Annotated in this window: 17 protein-coding genes, 1 tRNA gene and 1 pseudogene; 6 read left to right on the plus strand and 13 right to left on the minus strand. The window is 71.9% G+C overall.

What is annotated here, in order from left to right; translation table 11 throughout:
* Window positions 1-46 precede the first annotated feature (46 nt).
* A complete protein-coding gene (locus IQ210_RS10890) occupies window positions 47-580 on the minus strand; it encodes a peptidylprolyl isomerase (RefSeq protein WP_194078702.1) in 534 nt (177 codons plus the stop codon).
* 282 nt (window positions 581-862) lie between these two features.
* Here IQ210_RS10890 and IQ210_RS10895 point away from each other — a divergent pair, with 282 nt between their 5' ends.
* A complete protein-coding gene (locus tag IQ210_RS10895) occupies window positions 863-1564 on the plus strand; it encodes a DUF5324 family protein (protein ID WP_194078703.1) in 702 nt (233 codons plus the stop codon).
* Between the two features lie 91 nt (window positions 1565-1655).
* Here the strand turns inward: IQ210_RS10895 and IQ210_RS10900 are convergent, their stop codons facing one another.
* The 9 genes from IQ210_RS10900 to IQ210_RS10940 form a co-directional block, all read right to left on the minus strand.
* Window positions 1656-2456: an aspartate racemase/maleate isomerase family protein gene (locus IQ210_RS10900; protein ID WP_194078704.1), complete on the minus strand. Its 801-nt coding sequence runs from the start codon at window positions 2454-2456 to the stop codon at window positions 1656-1658.
* Window positions 2453-3889: an MFS transporter gene (locus IQ210_RS10905; protein ID WP_194078705.1), complete on the minus strand. Its 1437-nt coding sequence runs from the start codon at window positions 3887-3889 to the stop codon at window positions 2453-2455. Before IQ210_RS10905 ends, IQ210_RS10900 begins: the two co-directional genes overlap by 4 nt.
* Before the next feature lie 34 nt (window positions 3890-3923).
* Window positions 3924-4646 carry an HAD family hydrolase gene (locus IQ210_RS10910; protein WP_194078706.1) on the minus strand — a complete coding sequence of 241 codons (723 nt, stop codon included), beginning with the start codon at window positions 4644-4646 and terminating at the stop codon, window positions 3924-3926.
* Window positions 4643-5593: a pseudouridine-5'-phosphate glycosidase gene (locus IQ210_RS10915; RefSeq protein ID WP_194078707.1), complete on the minus strand. Its 951-nt coding sequence runs from the start codon at window positions 5591-5593 to the stop codon at window positions 4643-4645. Before IQ210_RS10915 ends, IQ210_RS10910 begins: the two co-directional genes overlap by 4 nt.
* 11 nt (window positions 5594-5604) lie before the next feature.
* Entirely contained in the window at window positions 5605-6297 is a 693-nt protein-coding gene (locus IQ210_RS10920; protein WP_194078708.1) for a transglutaminase-like domain-containing protein, read from the minus strand.
* A gap of 14 nt (window positions 6298-6311) precedes the next feature.
* Entirely contained in the window at window positions 6312-7445 is a 1134-nt protein-coding gene (locus IQ210_RS10925) for an acyl-CoA dehydrogenase family protein (RefSeq protein WP_194078709.1), read from the minus strand.
* 58 nt (window positions 7446-7503) lie between these two features.
* On the minus strand, window positions 7504-7878 hold the full coding sequence (locus IQ210_RS10930) for an ectoine synthase (protein ID WP_194078710.1): 375 nt from the start codon (window positions 7876-7878) through the stop codon (window positions 7504-7506).
* Between the two features lie 63 nt (window positions 7879-7941).
* Window positions 7942-8217, minus strand: a complete 276-nt coding sequence (locus tag IQ210_RS10935; RefSeq protein WP_194078711.1) for an acyl carrier protein — start codon at window positions 8215-8217, stop codon at window positions 7942-7944.
* A complete protein-coding gene (locus IQ210_RS10940) occupies window positions 8214-9686 on the minus strand; it encodes an AMP-binding protein (protein ID WP_194078712.1) in 1473 nt (490 codons plus the stop codon). Before IQ210_RS10940 ends, IQ210_RS10935 begins: the two co-directional genes overlap by 4 nt.
* Before the next feature lie 381 nt (window positions 9687-10067).
* Between IQ210_RS10940 and IQ210_RS48465 the strand changes: the two are divergent.
* Together IQ210_RS48465 and IQ210_RS10945 are read left to right on the plus strand one after the other, a co-directional pair.
* Window positions 10068-10133: pseudogene (locus IQ210_RS48465) on the plus strand (pentapeptide repeat-containing protein); the annotation flags it as partial.
* 114 nt (window positions 10134-10247) lie between these two features.
* Window positions 10248-11456, plus strand: a complete 1209-nt coding sequence (locus IQ210_RS10945) for an IS701 family transposase (RefSeq protein WP_228047616.1) — start codon at window positions 10248-10250, stop codon at window positions 11454-11456.
* Between the two features lie 12 nt (window positions 11457-11468).
* On the opposite strand, the gene IQ210_RS10950 is transcribed toward IQ210_RS10945, so the two are convergent.
* Window positions 11469-13433 carry a helix-turn-helix domain-containing protein gene (locus tag IQ210_RS10950; protein WP_322656342.1) on the minus strand — a complete coding sequence of 655 codons (1965 nt, stop codon included), beginning with the start codon at window positions 13431-13433 and terminating at the stop codon, window positions 11469-11471.
* 257 nt (window positions 13434-13690) lie between these two features.
* Here IQ210_RS10950 and IQ210_RS10955 point away from each other — a divergent pair, with 257 nt between their 5' ends.
* Together IQ210_RS10955 and pabB are read left to right on the plus strand one after the other, a co-directional pair.
* Complete coding sequence (locus tag IQ210_RS10955) at window positions 13691-14422, plus strand: methyltransferase domain-containing protein (RefSeq protein ID WP_194078713.1); 732 nt, start codon at window positions 13691-13693, stop codon at window positions 14420-14422.
* Window positions 14423-14517: 95 nt separating this feature from the next.
* A complete protein-coding gene (gene pabB, locus IQ210_RS10960; RefSeq protein WP_194078714.1) occupies window positions 14518-16602 on the plus strand; it encodes an aminodeoxychorismate synthase component I in 2085 nt (694 codons plus the stop codon).
* On the opposite strand, the gene IQ210_RS10965 is transcribed toward pabB, so the two are convergent.
* Window positions 16540-17526, minus strand: a complete 987-nt coding sequence (locus IQ210_RS10965; protein WP_194078715.1) for a transaldolase family protein — start codon at window positions 17524-17526, stop codon at window positions 16540-16542. The two genes, pabB and IQ210_RS10965, sit on opposite strands and share 63 nt — an antisense overlap.
* 123 nt (window positions 17527-17649) lie before the next feature.
* Window positions 17650-17722 (minus strand) — tRNA-Ala (locus tag IQ210_RS10970).
* 183 nt (window positions 17723-17905) lie between these two features.
* Here IQ210_RS10970 and IQ210_RS10975 point away from each other — a divergent pair.
* Window positions 17906-18454 (plus strand): helix-turn-helix domain-containing protein, encoded by a 549-nt coding sequence (locus IQ210_RS10975; protein WP_093825278.1) that lies wholly within the window; start codon window positions 17906-17908, stop codon window positions 18452-18454.
* The last annotated feature ends 184 nt before the right edge of the window (window positions 18455-18638 follow it).

The raw sequence follows: 18638 nt of genomic DNA on the forward strand, positions 1-18638 counted from the left end.
TGGGCGGGGCGTTTGGTTCCCTGCCTGCCCTGGTGTGCCTGTGGGGTCAGCGTTCGCGGGTCTCGACGACGACGGTCTCGATGACGATGTCGTTGACCGGGCGGTTGGTGTTGGGGTTGGTCGTGGTGGCGGCGATGGTGTCGACGACCTTCTGGCTGGCGGCGTCGGTGACCTCGCCGAAGATGGTGTGCTTGCGGTTCAGCCACGTCGTGGGGCCGAGGGTGATGAAGAACTGGGAGCCGTTGGTGCCGGGGCCGGCGTTGGCCATGGCCAGGAGGTACGGCCGGTCGAAGCGGAGGTCGGGGTGGAACTCGTCCTCGAACTGGTAGCCGGGGCCGCCGGTGCCGTTGCCCAGCGGGTCGCCGCCCTGGATCATGAATCCGCTGATCACTCGGTGGAAGACCGTGCCGTCGTAGAGCTTGTCGGTGGACTTCTCGCCGGTGGCGGGGTGGGTCCACTCACGCTCGCCCTGGGCGAGCTCGACGAAGTTCCGGACCGTCTTGGGAGCGTGGTTCGGCAGCAGCCGGACTTCGATGTCGCCTTGGTTGGTCTTCAGGGTGGCGTAGAGCTGCTCTGCCACGGTCTGCCTTCCGTTGTCTTTCTGTGACCCTCCGATCCTCGCACGGTCCGGGCGGTTCGGCGCCTGTCGCCTCGGTGGAGGTCTCGTTCAGACGGCGCTCACAGAAAAAGGGGCGAGTCCTCCCGGGCCGGGCGCGCTCTTCGGCGATCCGTGGCATTGTCGACGACAAGCTCCCGTTGCCCCGTATGCCCGCCCTCGCATGCCTCTCCGGCTGTTGGCATGCATGATCCGTAAAAGGGTGGAAAGTCGAATTACCGTACGCCACCGAGGAGGAGGATTCCCGTGACCCGCATTGACAGCGTGCGCGCCGCGACCGGTTCGGCGAAGGACAGCGTGCTGCACGCCGCGGAAGTGGTGGCGCCCTACGCCGACACGGCCAAGGACAGGGCCTCGCACTACGCACACGAGGCGCGCGTACGGCTCGCGCCGAGGGTGTCGCTGGCGGCCGAGCAAGCCCGCGTCCAGTACGGCGCGCATGTCGCGCCGCGTCTGGAGCAGGCCCGTACGCATGTGCCGCCGAAGGTCGACCAGGCCGCCCATGAGGCTGCTGAGCGCACCCGTAAGGCTGCCCGGCAGGCCGCTGATTATTCGAAGCCGAGGATCGAGCAGGCCGTGGCCGCGGCCGGGCCTGTGAGGGACGAGGCTGCTTCGCGTGGGGTGGCCGCTCTGGCCGCGTTGCGTGGCCAGGTTTCACCGAAGGAGATCGAGAAGCTGACGCGCAAGCATGCGCGGCGGGCGAGGGCCGGCCGTCTTGCCAAGGCGTTGGCGGTTGCCGGGCTGCTCGCGGGCGGTGCCTTCGCGGCCTGGAAGTGGTGGGACAAGCAGGCCAACCCGGATTGGTTGGTCGAGCCGCCCGCCGCGACGGAGGTGCCCGAGTCGAGTCGGCTGACCTCGGTGGACGGCAGCGGTCAGTCCGTTCTCGACCCTGAGGTGCAGGCCAAGGAGGCCGAGGAGGAGGCGGCGCACCGCGACGAACGGCGGTGACAGCTGATCCTTGAGCCGCTGGATGCGTTCGGCTCTTTGAGCAGCGCTGTAAGGCGGGAGGTGAAGGTGCCTCCCGCCCCGCAGCGATGTTTCACGTGAAACGTCGGCGGAAGAGGCTCCCGGCCGTCGTCGCGTCCGGGGCGCTCTCGGGTGCGGCGAGTTGGAGGCCGTACCAGAGCACTGCCTGGTTCGAGGTGATGACCGGGACGCCGAGTTCTTGTTCCAGGGAGGCGACGGCGCCCAGGGAGGGGAAGCCGCTGCCGGGTACGAGGACGCTGTCGGGGCGGGGGGCGTTGTGGAAGGCCTTGGCGACCTGCTGGTGCACGTCGGTGGGGTCGATGGTCCAGTGGGCGCCCTCGTCGAAGGCGTTGTAGCGGGGGATGCCGTCCCACTCCGGGCCGAGCTGGAACTGGACGAGGCTGGTCTCCTCGATGCCGAGCTTCCCGAGGTACTCCTCCGTGGCCCGGAAGGTGGGCTCGGTGAACCAGGGCGGCATGACGAGGAGGGGGCGGCGCACGCCGGAGGCCTGGAGGGCGGCGGTGATGGCCGTGGCTGCAGTGTGGACGCGGACGCCGTGGGCGTGGGCGCCGGCCGCCTCGATGAACTCGGTGTCGAAGGCGGGTCCGCCGAAGAAGCTGCTCGATCCGAAGCAGAGGGCGATGCTGTGTGCGCCCAGTCGGCCCAGCTGGTCCAGGCCCCGGACGACGTCGGGGGTGTCGGCGAGGGCCGCGGCGGGGCTGCCGACGTACTCGGTGTCGGCGGGGCGGGGGCACTCGAAGCGGGCGGTGTGGACCGAGACGTCGTCAGGGGCCATGCGCCAGATCTCGGTCTCGGGCACGGGGTCGTTGTGGATGACGAGGATGCCGAGGCGGGCGGCTGCGGGGGCGGTCATCCGTGCTCACCCACCGGGGTGGGGGTGGCTTCCGTGATCCGGTCGGAGGTTTCCGTGGTCGCTCCGAAGCCGATCCACGCGATCAACGCGCCGGCCAGGGCGACGCCTCCGGCCAGTAGGAACGCCGTACGGAAGGCTTCGTCGCCGGGGTCGGTGCCGAGGACGAGGACCAGGGCGGCGACTCCGAAGGCGCCGCCCGCGTACTGGGTGGTCGTCATCAGGGCACCGGCGACGCCCTGGTTGCGGTCGTCCACGTCGCGGGTGCCGCCGACGAACATCGAGGTGTAGATCATGCCGTGGCCGAGTCCGCTGACGACGAGGCCGGGCAGCATCGCGGCGAGGTAGCCGTGGTGGGTGGCCGAGACGCCCAGGAGGGCGAGGCCGAGCGCGCCGACGGTGAACGCCAGGGCCAGCGAGCGGCGGACGCCGAAGGGGCCGACGATCCTCCCGGCGATCATGTTGCCGAAGGTGATGCACGCGGCGAGCGGCAGGAAGGCGATGCCCGCAGCGAGCGGGGCGTAGTCGCGGCCGTCCTGGAGGAGCAGCGTGACGAGGTAGAACTCGACGCCCGCGACGCTGGCCATGTAGAGGGCGGAGGAGCAGCAGCCCATGACGAGGCTGCGGGTGCGCCGCAGCACGGGGTCGACGAGGGGCTGGGTGCTGACGCGCTCGCGTCCGGCGAAGAGCACCAGCAGGACGATTCCGGCGAGGAAGCTGCCCAGGGTCAGGGGGTCGGTCCAGCCGGCGTCGGCGGCGAGGGTGAGGCCGAAGACGGAGACGAGGACCATGGCGGTGCAGAGCACGGCGTTGAGGACGTTGAGTGTGGTGGTGCGGTCGTGCTCGGCCTTGCCCGGCAGGAACTTGGGGGCTGCGAGCACGCACAGCACGGCGAAGGGCAGGTTGACGAAGAACGTCCAGCGCCAGGAGAGGCTGGTCAGCAGGCCGCCGATGACGACACCGGCGGCGAGGCCGCTGGCGCCGACGGTGCCCCAGACGGCGAGCGCCCGGGTGCGTTCCTTTCCGGCCGGGAACGTGGTGTTCACCAGGGCGAGGATCGAGGGCTGGAGGCAGGCCGCGGCGACGCCCTGGAGGGCGCGGGTGATCAGCAGCAGCGCGGCGTTGGCGGCGAGGCCGCCCAGCAGCGAGGCGACGCCGAAGAGGACCAGCGCGGCCATGAACAGCTTGCGTGCGCCGAGTCGGTCGCCGAGCCGTCCGCCGACGATCAGGAAGCCGGCGAAGAACACGGAGTAGGCGCTGACGACCCACTGCTTGGCGGTGCCGGACAGGTCCAGGTCGGCGCTGATGTCGGGCAGGGCGACGAAGATGACGGAGAAGTCGAGCGCGATGAGGAACTGGGCCGCGGAGAGGGTGATGAGCCCGCCGAGGAGTCCGCGGGACGCCGCCGGCGCGGGGGGTGTGGTGGGTAGGGGCATGGTGGGGTGACCGCCTGGTTCTGTTGTCGTGCCGTCAGAGGTGCGGGGCCTGAGGGGCTTGGGCTTGAGCGAGGGCTTGGGCTTGGGCGGGGTCCAGTGCCTGGGCCAGCTCCTCGACCGTCTCGGCCACCGACCCGGCGCCCGCCTCGGTCAGCTGCCGCCGCGTGGCGACGCCGTAGGTGACGCCGATCGCGGGGATGCCGGCCGTGGCGGCCATCCGCATGTCGTCGACGGCGTCGCCGACGACCACGCACCGGCCGGGCGGCACGTCGACCGAGCGGGCCGCGAGCAGGGCCAGGTCGGGGTGGGGTTTGCCGCGCGGGGCCATGCCGTGGCAGACGACGGCGTCGAACGCGTCGAGGAGGCCCGCGGGTTCGAGGAGTTCGAGGGCGCTGGCCCGGATCTTGCTGGTGCAGATCGCGGTCCGGCGGCCCTCGGCCCGTAGCCTGCCGAGGAGTTCGGGTACGCCGGGGAAGACCAGGTCGGCGGCCTTGGGGACGACCTCCTCGCGGAACAGCTCCCGGAACAGGGCGACCGAGGCGGTCACGTCGGGGTGTTCCTCTGGGAGCCCGGTGAGTTCGGCGAAGACGGCTCCGAGGGGCTTGCCGACGGTGGCGCGGATGCGGTCGGCGGGGACGTCGGGGTGGCCGGACCGCTCCAGCACCTGGGTGAGCACGCCGGCGATGGCGCCGGGGGTGTCGAGGAGGGTGCCGTCGAGGTCGAAGAGGACGGCGTCGGGTCCCTGGGCGGCCGTCACGAGTCCACTCCCGCCGCCAGTTCAAGGGCGAACTGGCCGGCGAACTGCCCGGCGAGGCTCGCGGTGGACAGCAGCACCGACCGGTTGGCGGCCGAGGTGCGGCCCGCGGTGGCCTTGGAGATCGCCTTGAGGAGGTACGGGGTGATCGCGGGGCCGGTGACGCCCGCGGCCTTGGCCTCGGCGGTGGCGTCGGCGAGGGCGGCCTCGATGTCGGCGGACGGGATGCCGTCCGCCTCGCGGATCGGGTGGGTGATCAGCGGGGAGGTGGCGTTGCCCGCCCGCCAGTGGGCGAGGACGACGGCGGCGATGTCGCGCAGGTCGTCCAGGCGGTGCGGGTTGGGGATGCCGGTGCTGACGCTCAGGTAGGCGGGGAAGTCGTCGCAGCGGTAGCCGAGGACGGGGATGCCGGCCGTCTCCAGCCACTCCAGGGTCCACGCCGGGTGCAGCATCGACTTGGCGCCCGCGCAGACCACGGCGACCTTGCTGCGGGTGAACTGCACGAGGTCGGCGGAGATGTCGAAGGTGTCCGGGGCGTCCCGGTGCACGCCGCCGATGCCGGCCACGGCGAACACCCTGATGCCGGCCAGCTCCGCCGCGACCAGCGAGGAGGACACGGTGGTGGCGCCGGAGCCGCCGCGGGCCAGGGTGATGCCCATGTCCCGGGTGCTGACCTTGGGTACGGCGGGGTCGGCGGCGAAGAGTTCGAGCTGTTCCTTGGTCATGCCGACGCGTATCCGGCCGTCGAGCAGGGCGACCCGTGCGGGGACGGCGCCCTCGGCGCGGACGGCGGCGTCGATGTCGAGGGCCAGGTCGAGGTTGGCGGGATAGGGCAGGCCGTGCGGGATGGCCGAGGACTCCAGGGCGACGACCGGGCGGCCTTCGTGCAGGGCCTCGCGGACCTCCTCGTCGATGTCGAGGAGGGTGGGGTCGGGGGCGGTGACGGTCATGTCGGGGCTCCTCAGCTCTTCGGGGTGGGCGACGTGGCGGCTTCGAGGGCGAGCGAGCCGCCGGGGACCGTGCCGGTTCCGGCGCCGTCCAGGAACCGCGGGTGCGCGGTGCGCATGGACGCCATGACGAACTCGTAGGGCAGGTCGTCGAAGGCACCGTGGTCCTTGAGGAACTCCATGGCGGCGCCGCTGCCGTGCGGGTGGTAGAGGCTGTCGGTGCGCCCGTCGAACTCCAGGGCCTGCATGCCGTACAGCTTGCAGAGCACCTTGTTGAAGACGGGGGTGGCCTTCACCCAGCGGCCGTCGAGGTGGATCTGGGTGAGGCCGTGGAAGAAGACGTCGCCGCCGATGTGCTCGATCAGGCGGGGCGAGGCGAGGTGGTTGCGGACGTCGCCGTAGACGAGTTTCGAGGGGATGCCGAGGGCGCGTACGGCGGCGGCGAAGAGGGCCGACTTGTGCAGGCAGAAGCCTGACTTGGCGGTGGCGGTGCTGGATGCCTTGAGGCCCTCGCGGGACAGGTCGGCGCCGTACACCTCGTAGTGGACGGTGTCGCGGACCGCGTAGTACAGCTTCACGGCGTTCTCGCGGCGGTCGGCCGAGCGGTCGTCGACGACGGCGTCGATGAAGGTCTGGACGGCGTCGGACTCGTAGTCCAGGAACTCGGTGGGCGCGGTGAGGCTGCTGGTCACGTCGGTGGTGGTCATGACGGGTTCCCTGGTCAGAGGCCGAGAAGGCTGGCGATCCGGGTGCGCTGGATCTCGCTGGTGCCGGAGTAGATGGTCCCGGCGACGGAGTCGCGCAGTCCGCGTTCGACGCCGTGGGAGGTGAGGACCCCGCGGCCGCCGTGGATACGGACCGCGTCGAGGGCGTTCTGCACGTTCGCCTCCGACACGACGGTCTTGGTGGCGGCGAGGTCGAGGGCGGCGTCCTTGCGCGCCTCCACCTTCGCGCCGGTGTCCCGCAGCCACTTGCGGGCGGTCTCGGTCCGGATCTTCATGGTGGCGATCTTGTGGGAGATCGCCTGGTACTTCCCGATGGATTGGCCGAACTGCGTGCGGTCCTTGGCGAATCGGACCGTCTCCTCCAGTCGGCGGGTCATCTCGCCGAGCGTGATGGAGAAGGAGAAGAGCACCTCGCGCTTCATCACGTGATCGAGGACGAGGAACCCGGCGCCCTCCCCGCCGACCCGCTGGGCGGCCGGCACCCGCAGTTCCTCGAAGGCGAGGGTGCCGATCGGGCTGGTGCGCAACCCGATCTTGTCCATGGCCGGCCCGACCACCAGGCCGGGCGTCCCGGCCTCGACGAGGAGGCAGGTCAGCCCGAACGGGCCGGGGGCGCCGGTGCGGACGTAGAGGAGGAAGACGTCGGCGACGGGGGCGTTGGTGATGAACATCTTCCCGCCGCTGACGACGTAGTGGTCGCCGTCGCGGACGGCCGTGGTGGAGATGTTCATCGCGTCGGAGCCGCCGGACTCCTCGGTGATGGCGTGGGCGGTGATCAGATCGCCGGAGACGATCTTCGGGAGGTAGCGCTCCTTCAGGTCGTCGTCGCCGAACCGCTGGAGCGGTGTGCCCACGGACACGATCTGGGTGGAGGCCGAGAAGGACAGGCCGGAGTCGTGCGAGACGCGGCCCAGTCCCTCCAGGGCCCGCATGGTGTCGGTCAGGGACCGGCCGTGGCCGCCGTACGCGGGGGCGAACGGGGTGCGCAGGAGGCCGGAGTCCTGGACGGCCGACCACTTGTCGCGGGAGAACTCGGCCCTGCTGTCGAGGCCTTCGAGGTCGGCGTTGAGGCGGTCGGCCCAGGGGGCCATCAGGTGGAGGAGGTCGGAGGGGGGTGGCTGATCGGACATGGCCGCTCCTTGAGCAGGCGAACAGGCGGACAGTCGAAACGTCGGGCCGTCAGGGCCGTCAGTACTGGGAGAAGCCGTCCTCGGACAGGGTGTGCCGTTCGTCGCCCACGATCGGCGGGTTGAAGACCGAGACCAGGTGCAGGTCCTCGTAGTCGGAGGCTATGAGGTAGTGCGGGTCGTGCTCGTTCAGGACGTAGATCGTGCCCGGCATGATCTTGTGCCGGGTGCCGTCCTTCTCGACGACCTCGCCGGAGCCCGCGACGCAGTAGCAGGCCTCCAGGTGGTTGCGGTACTGGAGCGCGCTCGTGGTGCCCTGGCGGACCAGGGTCACGGCGAAGGCGAAGCCCATCCGGTCGGCCTCGACGAGCAGCCGGTGGCTGGTGCCGTTGCCCCACTCGACGGGGGCGACTTCGTCAACGGTGCGCGTGAACACAGGGGTACTCCTTGGCTTGTCGAAGGGGTGTCGAAGGGGTGTCGAAGGGTTCTCGAGCGGTGGTCAGGCCGCTGCGGGGGCGGAGTGCCGGACGATCAGCTCGGTGATCGCGGCGATGCTCCGGAAGTGCTCCGGCTTGATCTCCAGGTCGTCGACCGGGACCTGATAGGCGGTCACGATGTGGGACACCAGGCGGACGAGGCCGAGGCTGTCGATGACGCCGGAGGCGACGATGTCGAAGTCGTCGGTGAGGTCGGAGGCGTCCTCGCCGGCCAGGTACTCGGCGGCGATGTGGGCGCGCAGCTCGTCGGCTATGGCATGAGGGGTCGGGGTGGTCATGCGGTCGCGGTCTCCTTCATACGGTCGTCTCTGATCCGGTTGCGGTCGGGCTTGCCCGTGGAAGTGCGGGGCAATGGCTGGTCGGTGAGGTGGACCGAGGACGGGATGGCGTGCCGGGGCAGCCGTGCGCCCACATGGCTGCGCAGGCCGAGGCCGGTCAGCACGGCGGTGGGACGCAGCGTCACCCTGGCGTGCAGCCGGGCCCCCGCCTGGTCGTCGGGCAGGGCGACGACGACCGCCTCGGCGACATCGGGGTGGGTGGTGATGACGGCCTCGACCTCCTGGAGGTTGGTGCGGATGCCGCGCACCTTGACCTGCCAGTCGGCGCGTCCTTCGAGGTGGACGAGGCCGTCCGCGCCGCGGGTGACGATGTCGCCGGTGCGGTAGTGGGCGCGGCCGTCGATCTCGGTGAACGCCCGCTCGTTCAGGGCGGTGCGGAGGTAGCCGTCGGTCTGGAAGGGCGTGGAGACGACGAGTTCGCCGGTGCCGGGGCCGTCCAAGGGGGTCCCGTCGGGGGTGAGTACGAGAGCACGTACGCCCGGGAGGGGGCGGCCGATCGGCATCCGGGCCTGGGGAGCCGGGGTGCGGGGGACCTCGTACACGAAGGAGTCGTTGGTCTCCGTGCAGCCGAAGACGTTGTGGAAGCGGGCTTCGGGATACGCCTCGAACACCGGCGGCAGCAGGTCGGCCGGCATCGCCTCGCCGGTGAACACGGCCTGTCGGACGGTGGGTTGGGAGGGGCCCTGCGCGAGCAGCCGGTGCAGCATCGGCACGCCCTGGACGAAGGTCACCCCCCGCCCGCTCACCAGCTCCGCGAGCCGCCCCGCGTCGGCGGCCTGCTCCTTGCCGACGAGGAGGACCTGGGCGCCGAGCCGCAGGAAGGTCCACACGTCCAGCAGCGCCAGGTCGAAGTTGAGGGGGGCGTAGGAGAGGGCGACGTCGTCGCCGGTGAGGGCGAAGGCGTCGGTGGCCCAGTCGGCGAAGGCGGTGAAGCCGTCGGCGGGGATGGGCACGATCTTCGGGGTTCCGGTGGAACCGGAGGTGGTGAGCAGCAGCCGGGTGCGGTCGGGGTCGGGGATCGCGAACCCGGCTGCCTCGGTCTCGTCGGGCGGTATCGGCTCGGCCGACAGGGTGCCCCGCTCGTCCGCGCCGAGCAGCTGAACGGCACGCGCCTGCCGGCTCAGCCGCGCCAGCGCCTCGGCCCCGAGGTCGGGCGACGGGACGAGCGCGACCAGGCCCTTGCGGAACACGGCCAGCAACAGGGCGACGGTCTGCGGCGACTTGTGCGCCGGGACGCAGACGACGGCACCCGGCGCGAGGCCCAGCCGGTCCAGCTGGTCGGCGAACGTCGAGGTCAGGTCGTCGAGTTGCCGGTAGGTGACGCTCTGGTGGCAGCAGGACAGGGCGACGCGGTCGGCACGTCTCTCGCGATGGGCGCCGACGGCGTCGGCTAGGTGTGGTGACGGCATGAACGGCCCCCGGACGGTGGTGAAGGGAACCCGGCGCGATCCGGTCACCCTGCGGTCGGGCCCCGGTGCCGGGCGTTGATCACGACCATCACTGTGTGGAGCGGGCCGGTGGTGTCACAAGCACGGTCCGTGATCCTCATCAGGTCCACAGGAATCCGTCAGGTCGCCGTCAGTTGAGGGGAACGCCGGGCCGCGGATGGTGGCCGGACCACCTCCCGGGGACCCTGCCGAGCCCTTTCGTCCGCCCTTCGACGACCCGGGGTGGTGGTCCGGTCACCATCCGCCGGGCGGACGGGGTTCCCCGGGCACCTCCTCCGGACGCCCGGCCGGTCGGCAGGGTGAGACGCGTCAGAAGTCAGCGGGCGAGAGGCAGGCGTCACCGTGAGCAGAGCCGTCTTCAGCGAGGCCGTCTTCAGCAAGGCCGTCTTCAGCAAGGCCACCTTGAGCGAGGCCGCTTCGAGCGAGGCGACCTTGGGCGAAGCCGCCTTGAGCCAAGCCCCCTTGGGCCAAGCCCCTTTGAGCCAAGCCCCCTTGGGCGAAGCCGCCTTGAGCCAAGCCCCCTTGAGCGAAGCCGCCTTCGACCGCCCCGGCGCGGACCTCGGTTGGGCCGGCTTCCATCAGCCGCCGGACGTCGTGGCCGAGCTGTCCGCCGCGCTCTTCCCCCGGGTGCTGCGCCGCAAGGACCAGCGCTGGTGGGCCGAGCAGTACGTGCGCGGACTGCTCGCCGCGGACGGCCGCAAGTCGGTGCGCCGGATCGCCTCCGCGGTCGGCGGCGGGGCGGCCGAGCAGAGCCTGCACCACCTCATCGCCGCCTCCACCTGGGACTGGTCACCGATGCGGGCGGCCCTGGCCCACCGCCTCCAGGACGCCGTCACCCCAGCCGCCTGGGTGGTGCAGCCGATGGCCATCCCCAAGGTCGGCGAGCACTCGGTGGGCGTCGGCCGGCAGTTCGTGCCGCGCGCGGGCCGGCCGGACAGCGGGCAGCAGGCGTTCGGGCTGTGGTTCGCCTCCGAGCGGGCGAGCGCGCCGGTCAACTGGCGGCTGCATCTGCCCGGCGGCTGGATCCGCGACGCGGAACGGCGGCGGCGGGCGGAGATCCCCGAGGGCGCGGGTGAGGAGAGCCTGGAGGAGTGCGCGGCCGCTGTCGTGCGGTCCACGCTCAAGTGGGACCTGCCGCGCCGGCCGGTGGTCCTCGGGGCGGCGGGCCCGGATCTGGGTACGGCGATGCGGCGGTACCGGGAGGCCGGCGTGCCGTTGCTGGTGCGGGTCCCCGGTGGCACCGCGCTGGCCGTGGCCGAGCCGTCGCTGCCCGGCTTCGGCGCCGGGGCGCTCGCCGCGCAGCGGATCGCCGACTCGTTGCGGGCCCTGCGCCGCCCCGTCCAGTGGGCCGATCCGCTGGCCGGCCCGACGACCGTACGGAGTTCGCTGGTCGTGGGCGTCCCGGTGACGCTGCCGGACGAAGGCCGGCCGGGGCTGCTGCTCGCCGAGTGGACCGCCCCCCAGAGCGCCGCACGGACCGACCCGCGCCGGCCGCCGACGGAGTTCTGGCTGACCGACCTGGACCGGATGCCCGTCCCCGCCCTGCTGAGGCTGGCCAAGCTGGCCCGCCGGGTCGCCCGGGACTGCGCCACGACCGGTGAGCAGGTCGGGCTACGGGACTTCGTCGGCCGCTCCTTCAAGGGCTGGCACCGCCACACCACCCTCGCCTCCGTCGCCTACGCGGCCCGCACCCTGGACACCTCCGGCGTCATCACGGCACGCAGCGCCTGAACCGTCGTACGCCTACTGCCCACCCCCCAGCAGATGCCGCGTCCGATGCAGCCGCAGCGCCAGCTGCACCTCCAACGCCTGCGTGGGCTCCTGCCAGTCGGCGCCGAGCAGGTCGGTGATCCGTTCCAGGCGGCGGGAGACGGTGTTGGGGTGGACGTGCAGCAGTTCGGCCGCCCGCGTGGGGCTGCTGCCGGAGGTGAAGTACGACTCCAGGGTCCGTAGCAGCTCGGTCGACTGCTGGTGGTCGTAGTCCAGTACGGGCCCGACGGCCGACCGTACGAACCGTTCGACGTCCTGCTTCTCCGACAGCAGCAGCCCCAGGAACCCCAGTTCCTTCGGCGACGCCGTACCGCCGACGCCGTCCAGCACGGTCAGGGCGTCCAGGCAGCGCCGGGCCTCCTGGTGGACGCGTCGGACGTCGTCCGGCGCGGTGGTCGGCCCGGCCGCGCCACCGGTCACCGGATGCCCGAGGACGACGGAGAGTTCGCGCTGTACGGATCTGGCGGCGCCCGACGGATCGTCGCCGGGCAGCAGTAACACGATGTGGCCGCCGTCGACGTACTTGAGCCCCGACAGCCGGTGCGCGCACGCCGAGGCCCAGGCGTTGGCCCGGCTCTGTGAGCCGCCTTCCGGGCGGACCACCACGACCACGTGCGGTTCGGCGAGGTCGACGCCGAGCCGGCGGCCGCGCGCCGCGAGCTGCGTGGGCGGCAGTTGGGAGACGTGCAGCAGGTCGTGCAGCAGCTCGTCCCTGACCTGGCCCTCGGCCACCGCCGTGCTGCGCTGCATCAGCAGCTGCACCGCGACGGCCTGCGCGACCAGGCCCAGCAGCTGCTCCTGCGCCTCGGACGGGGGCCGGGCGCCGTGCAGCAGCAGGGTGCCGAGGCTCTCCGTGCCGCCGGTCACCGGGCAGGCCGAGAGCACGCCGCCGGTGCCGTCGTCGCAGCGTACGGGCCCGTCGGCGGCCTGCGCGTCCAGGCACAGCCGGTCGACCGGGGAGCCCTCTCCACGGAGGTCTATGCGGGTAGATCCGAGGCCCGACAAAAAATCCGGGAAGCCTTCCGTACACGCGAGATCTTTGCCGATCGCGCCCCGCACCAGCAGCGCGCCGTCCAGTTCGGCAGCGGCCCGCTCCAGCAGGGCGGGCAGTTCGCTGCCGCCGAGGGCGAGGTCGATCAGGCCGCGGTGGACGCTGTGCAGGCGGCGCACGGCCGCCGAGGAGTCCATGGCCTGCGAGACGTCGCCCGTCAGCTCCGCGACCTCGGTGCGGGTCCGTTCCAGCAGCCGGGTCCGCTCGATGGCGACGGCCGCGAGGTCGGCCAGCGAGGCCATCAGCGAGATCTCGTTGGGCAGGAAGTGCCGGATGTTGCGGTCGGCGACATAGAGCACGCCGAGCGTGGAGTGCTCGTGGCGCAGCGGGACGGCCATGATGGCCCGCAGCCCCTCGGAGCGGACCACGTGGTCGATGGTCTCGTTGTGGACGAAGCTGTCGTCGTGCAGGTAGTCCGGGGTCCAGAAGGGAGCGGACCGTTTCTGCGCGTGCGCTCCGACCCCGCCGGCGAGCGGTACCTCGAACCCGACGGTGATCGCCGAGGCATGGCCGTCCGCGGCTCTGACCTCGGACACCCCGTCGTCGCCGTGCAGGCTCACCCAGGACATGTCGAGGCCCATCAGCAGCCGGGCCCGCCGGGTGATCACCGCCAGCAGGGTGTCCAGGCTGTACGGATGGGTCAGATCGCGTGCCGTGTCGACCAGCGCGGACAGTCCGGCCTCGCGCTGCTGACGCCGGGCGAACAGCTGTCTGACCTCCAGCGAACGGTCCTTGGCCGTGGTCAGCTGCGCCAGGTCCGTCGCGGAGACACCGGCCTCGGCCGCCTGCCCCAGCAGTTCCTCGAAGCGCTCGGCGGGCGCCTCCCTGGCCAGCAGGTCAAGCATGGCCAGCACATACGCGTCCAGCAGGCCCCCACCGGTCTGCAACCCGCGGCCCTCCCCCAGAGCATGGACCAGATCGTTCCGGAAAACCTAGTTCAGGTTTTTACCGAGGGTCAACCAGTTCTTGACCGCGCAACTTCAAAAGCGCAGGTCAGCGGCGCCGACGGTGGCGCGGTCACCTCACCGGCGGGCCCGCGCTGTTGCCGGAGCACCTTCCGCCGCGTCCGTCCCGCCCGTCACGCTCGGCAGCACAGGCAACGCACAGTGCGACGCCGCCAGCAGACCGGAACGGGTGGGGACTCATGCCGTACACACCGCAGGTGCAGGACTACCAGCGCTCCCTGGAACGCAGCCGACAGTCCCTCAACCGAGCCGACCGGCCCGACGTGTTCACCCTCGCCGGACGGCAATGGGACCTGCTCGACGAGGTGTTCGCGCCGGTGTACTCGCCGTCGACCGGCGTGGCCCTGGACTTCCTCGGGCTCACCGGCCCCGGCGTCGAAGAGGTGCGCCGCGGCTCGTTCCTGGAGATCGGCTGCGGTACGGGGGCCATCGCGGTGACCGCCGCCCTGGCCGGCCACACCCCGGTCGTCGCCTCGGACATCAACGTGCGGGCGGTGGAGAACGCCGCCGTCAACGCCCGCCGCCACGCCATGACGGACCGGGTCAGGGCCGTGCACGGCGACCTGTTCTCCGGCCTCGACGCCGGCGAACGCTTCGACACCGTCTTCTGGAGCTCCAACTACGTGCTCGGCCCCGACCATTACGAGTACCGCTCCGCCCACGAACGCGTCTACGTCGACGCCGGCTACCGCACCCACCGCCGCTACCTGGAGCAGGCCCCGCTGCGCACGACGTCCGGCGGCCGCGCGCTGCTGCACTTCAGCAGCCGCGGCGACCACCCCCGCCTGACCCGCATCGCCGAGGAGACCGGCCGCGAGCTGCGGGTCCTGAACAGCTGCCGGGTCCGGGAGGGGGAGTACGGCAACGAGATCGTCGAGCACCTGCTGCTCCAGATCGTGCCGGTCGGCTGACCGGAGCAGATCGTGCCGGTCGGCTGACCGGAGCGGACCGCGCCGAACAGCTGACCGGAACCCACGGATCCGACCTGCGGAGAGACCGGATTTCCATGCGCACCCTGCTCGTCGACAACCACGACTCATTCACCTACAACCTCGTCCACCAGCTCGCGCGCGTCACCGGCGCCGAGCCGACGGTCGTCCGCAACGACGACCCGGACTGGCACCCCGCGCTGCTGGCGGAGTTCGACGCCGTCGTCATCTCGCCCGGCCCCGGAACCCCGCAGCGCGCCGCGGACTTCGGCATCTGCCGCGAGATCATCGAGCGCACGGACCTTCCGCTGCTCGGCGTCTGTCTGGGCCACCAGGGCATCGGGCTGCTGAACGGGGCGAGCGTGGGCCGCGCCCCGGAGCCCCGGCACGGCCGCACCTCGCCGGTGCTGCACGAGGGCGAGGGCCTGTTCGCGGGCCTGCCCTCGCCGTTCGAGGCGGCGCGCTACCACTCCCTCGCCGTCACCGGCCTCCCCGACCCTCTGGAGGTCACCGCGTGGACGCCGGACGGCGTGGTCATGGGCCTGCGGCATCGTGAACGACCGCTGTGGGGCGTGCAGTTCCATCCCGAGTCGATCTGTTCGGAGTACGGCGACGAGCTGCTGGCCAACTTCCACCGCCTGGCCCGGACCGGCGCCGGCCGCCGCCGCGAGACGGTGACGCTCCAGCGCCCGGCACCCCTCCCTCGTACCCCCACCCGCTCCCTGCGCGTGCTCACCGCCCAGGTCCCCACGCCCTGCGACGACGAGACGCTCCACGACCGTCTCTTCCACGCCGCCGACCACGCGTTCTGGCTGGACAGCAGCCGCCGCGACGGCCAGGGCCGCTTCTCCGTCATGGGCGACGCCTCAGGACCGCTGGCCCGGGTGGCCACGGCCGACGTGGCGACCAACACCGTCACCGTGCGGTCGGCGACGTCCGAGGAGACCGTCGAGGGCCCGTTCCTGGACTGGCTCGACCGGGACATGGCCGCCCTCGACGTCCAAGTACCGCCGCTCCCCTGCGACTTCGCCCTCGGCTGGACCGGCTACCTCGGCTACGGCCTCAAGGCGGAGTGCGGCGCCCCGCCCGGCCCGCGCGCGGAGGAACCCGACGCCGTGATGGTCTTCGCGGACCGCGCCCTCGTCCTCGACCACGAGACGGGTACGACCCACCTGCTGGCCCTCGCCGAGCACGACGCCCCGGAGCCCGCCCGCGCCTGGCTCGACGCCACCGCCCGCCGCCTCACCGCCCTCACCGGCGCCCTCCCGGCCCCGCCACCCGAACCCCCGGCCCCCTTCGGGGAGTTGCGGCTGCGCCACGACCGCGACGCCTACCTCCGGCTCATCGACACCTGCCAGGAGGAGATCGCCGCAGGCGATAGCTACGAGATCTGCCTGACCAACATGGCCGAGGCGAAGACGGCCCTGGACCCGTGGCAGGCGTACCGCTTCCTGCGGCGCACCAGCCCCGCCCCCTTCGGCGCCCTCCTGCGCTTCGGCGAGCTGGCGGTGCTCTCCACCTCGCCCGAACGGTTCCTGCGCGTCTCGGCCGACGGGGTCGTGGAGTCCAAGCCCATCAAGGGCACCCGCCCGCGCGGCGCCACCCCGGAGGAGGACGCCGCCCTCGTCGCCGACCTGCGCACGCACGAGAAAGACCGCGCCGAGAACCTGATGATCGTCGACCTGGTCCGCAACGACCTGGGCCGCTGCGCCGAGACCGGCAGCGTACGGGCCGACCCGGTGTTCGCCGTCGAGAGCTACGCCACCGTCCACCAGCTCGTCAGCACCGTGACCGCACGGCTGCGCCCCGACAGCAGCCCGGTGCGCTGTCTGCGCGCGGCCTTCCCGCCGGGGTCGATGACCGGCGCGCCCAAGCCGCGCACCATGGAGATCATCGACCGCCTGGAGAACGGCCCCCGCGGCATCTACTCCGGCGCCATCGGCTACCTCTCCCTGACCGGCGCCGCGGACTTCAGCGTCGTCATCCGCACCGCCGTCGTCACCCCGGGCCGGCTCCGGTACGGCGTCGGCGGCGCGATCGTCGCCCTGTCCGACCCGGCCGCCGAGTTCGAGGAGACGGTCGTCAAGGCGGCCCCGCTGCTAGCGCTGGCCGGCACCGGCTTCACCGACCTCCGGCAGCCGCTGCCGGCCGCCGCCCACTGACACCACGGGCCCGGCTCCCCAAGGGGACCGGGCCCGCAGCAGTTCCTCTCCTACGACGTCCACGTCGACGCCCCGTTCGGCCAGACAGCGCAGCTCGCGCAGGGACTGCTCATGACACCCCAGCAGCGTGTCGCCCTCCAGCGCCCGGCCACGCGCCGCCGCCTCCACCGTCCGCGTCGTCATCACATGCCCGGTGTTCCAGCTGACCAGGGTCCGCACCTGTTCGGGCCGGGTCCCCGACCAGAGCAGCATCGGCGGCCGGGCACCGCAGGCCCGCAGACTCTGCCAGCGTTCCCCGCCCAACGCCGTCTCGCGCGCCCGGTACAGCAGCCGGGCGGTGGCCAGGGCCGCCGTGCCGCGCAGCCCGCTCGCCGGGGCGCCGGGCCGGCGGTCGAGACGGGCGTCCACCTCGTCCTCCAGCGCCCCCAGCTCACAGGAGGCGGCCGTGCCCAGGCCCGCCAGCTCCACACCGCGCTCCCGGGCGCGCTCCAGTCCCGCCCCCTGGGCGTCGAGGACGGCACGGTACTGACGTACCGAGAAGACCAGGGTGGACTCCACGCCGATCCCCTCAGCGAGGCAGTCGGCCACGGTGCCGATGCCGGACGGCGTCGCCGGCACGCTCACCAGCACGTTCGGCCGGTCCACCGCACTGCGCAGCACCCGGGCCGCCGCCACCCACGCCTCCGGGTCGTCGGCCCCGTCGAAGGCGGCCGCGGCGACCGACACGAAGCCGCCGCTCACCCGTACCGCGTCACACGCCGCCCGCACCGCGCCCAGCGGCGTCCCGGACGCCATCCGGATCCCGCGGAACCCGCACCGCACGGCGTCGAGCACCGCCGGCCGCTCCTGCGGACCCGCCTCCCACCACGGCGCGACCCCTTCGGCGACGAGCTCCTCGATGAGCCCCATAGCTTCAGCCGTCATCACCCCCCAAAGCTAGGGGGATTGGCTGGAACACGTCACTGTCGTCGACCAGACGTTGTCAGGTCGCCGCGGACAGAAAGAACCCCCTGACCGCGTTCCCGCAGGTCAGGGGGTTCTTCGTTGTGGAGCCTAGGGGAGTCGAACCCCTGACATCTGCCATGCAAAGACAGCGCTCTACCAACTGAGCTAAGGCCCCGGAAAAGGAGCGTCCGTCCGGAGGAGTCACACCACCGGCGGGCGCCGCAGACCAGAGTACCGGGTCACCCGGGGTATCTCGCAAAAAGATTGGGGGTCCCGATGGATGACCACTCTCCGTAAGATGCTCGGCGTGGTTCGCTACAGCGAACCGCGGTATTTGGGGAAGCGATGGGGAGACGCAATGGACGCCGCACAGCAGGAAGCCACCGCAAGAGCGCGGGAACTGCAGCGGAACTGGTACGGGGAGCCGCTGGGGGCGCTCTTCCGTAAGCTCATAGACGATCTTGGCCTCAACCAGGCTCGTCTCGCGGGGGTACTGGGACTGTCGGCACCGATGCTGTCGCAGCTGATGAGCGGACAGCGGGCGAAGATCGGCAACCCGGCCGTGGTGCAGCGGGTGCAGCTGCTCCAGGACCTGGCGGGGCAGGTCGCGGACGGCAGCGTCAGCGCCGCCGAGGCGACGGAACGGATGGACGAGATCAAGAAGTCCCAGGGGGGCTCGGTGCTCAGCAACACCACGACCACGACGAGCAGTTCGGGAGCGCCGACGGTCAAGCGGGTCGTCCGCGAGATCCAGTCGCTGCTGCGCTCGGTCGCGGCCGCCGGCGACATCATCGACGCCGCCGACACCCTCGCCCCGACCCACCCGGAACTGGCAGAGTTCCTCCGGGTCTACGGCGCCGGCCGCACCTCCGACGCCGTCACGCACTACCAGTCCCACCAGAGCTGACCCGGTAAGGCGCGAGGGGGTCGCGCCTCACCACACAGGGACCGGAGAACGACACGTGGGGGCGTGTCCTTCCACCGGACCCGCCCGGGCCTCAGCCACCGGGTTCTCATCGCGCGGGCTCTCATCTCCCGGGCGTGAGGGTTACATGAGGGGTGTCACTCATCTCCGAGGGATGCGACGGGAG

It is taken from the genome of Streptomyces justiciae, from assembly GCF_015163075.1.
GTDB lineage: Bacteria > Actinomycetota > Actinomycetes > Streptomycetales > Streptomycetaceae > Streptomyces > Streptomyces justiciae.

Coding starts and splice junctions, on each gene's coding strand:
- IQ210_RS10900 (WP_194078704.1), bottom strand. CDS start 2,456: ATGACCGCCCCCGCAGCCGCCCGCCTCGGCATCCTCGTCATCCACAAC.
- IQ210_RS10905 (WP_194078705.1), bottom strand. CDS start 3,889: ATGCCCCTACCCACCACACCCCCCGCGCCGGCGGCGTCCCGCGGACTC.
- IQ210_RS10915 (WP_194078707.1), bottom strand. CDS start 5,593: ATGACCGTCACCGCCCCCGACCCCACCCTCCTCGACATCGACGAGGAG.
- IQ210_RS10920 (WP_194078708.1), bottom strand. CDS start 6,297: ATGACCACCACCGACGTGACCAGCAGCCTCACCGCGCCCACCGAGTTC.
- IQ210_RS10925 (WP_194078709.1), bottom strand. CDS start 7,445: ATGTCCGATCAGCCACCCCCCTCCGACCTCCTCCACCTGATGGCCCCC.
- IQ210_RS10935 (WP_194078711.1), bottom strand. CDS start 8,217: ATGACCACCCCGACCCCTCATGCCATAGCCGACGAGCTGCGCGCCCAC.
- IQ210_RS10940 (WP_194078712.1), bottom strand. CDS start 9,686: ATGCCGTCACCACACCTAGCCGACGCCGTCGGCGCCCATCGCGAGAGA.
- IQ210_RS10955 (WP_194078713.1), top strand. CDS start 13,691: ATGCCGTACACACCGCAGGTGCAGGACTACCAGCGCTCCCTGGAACGC.
- pabB (WP_194078714.1), top strand. CDS start 14,518: ATGCGCACCCTGCTCGTCGACAACCACGACTCATTCACCTACAACCTC.
- IQ210_RS10965 (WP_194078715.1), bottom strand. CDS start 17,526: ATGACGGCTGAAGCTATGGGGCTCATCGAGGAGCTCGTCGCCGAAGGG.
- IQ210_RS10975 (WP_093825278.1), top strand. CDS start 17,906: ATGGACGCCGCACAGCAGGAAGCCACCGCAAGAGCGCGGGAACTGCAG.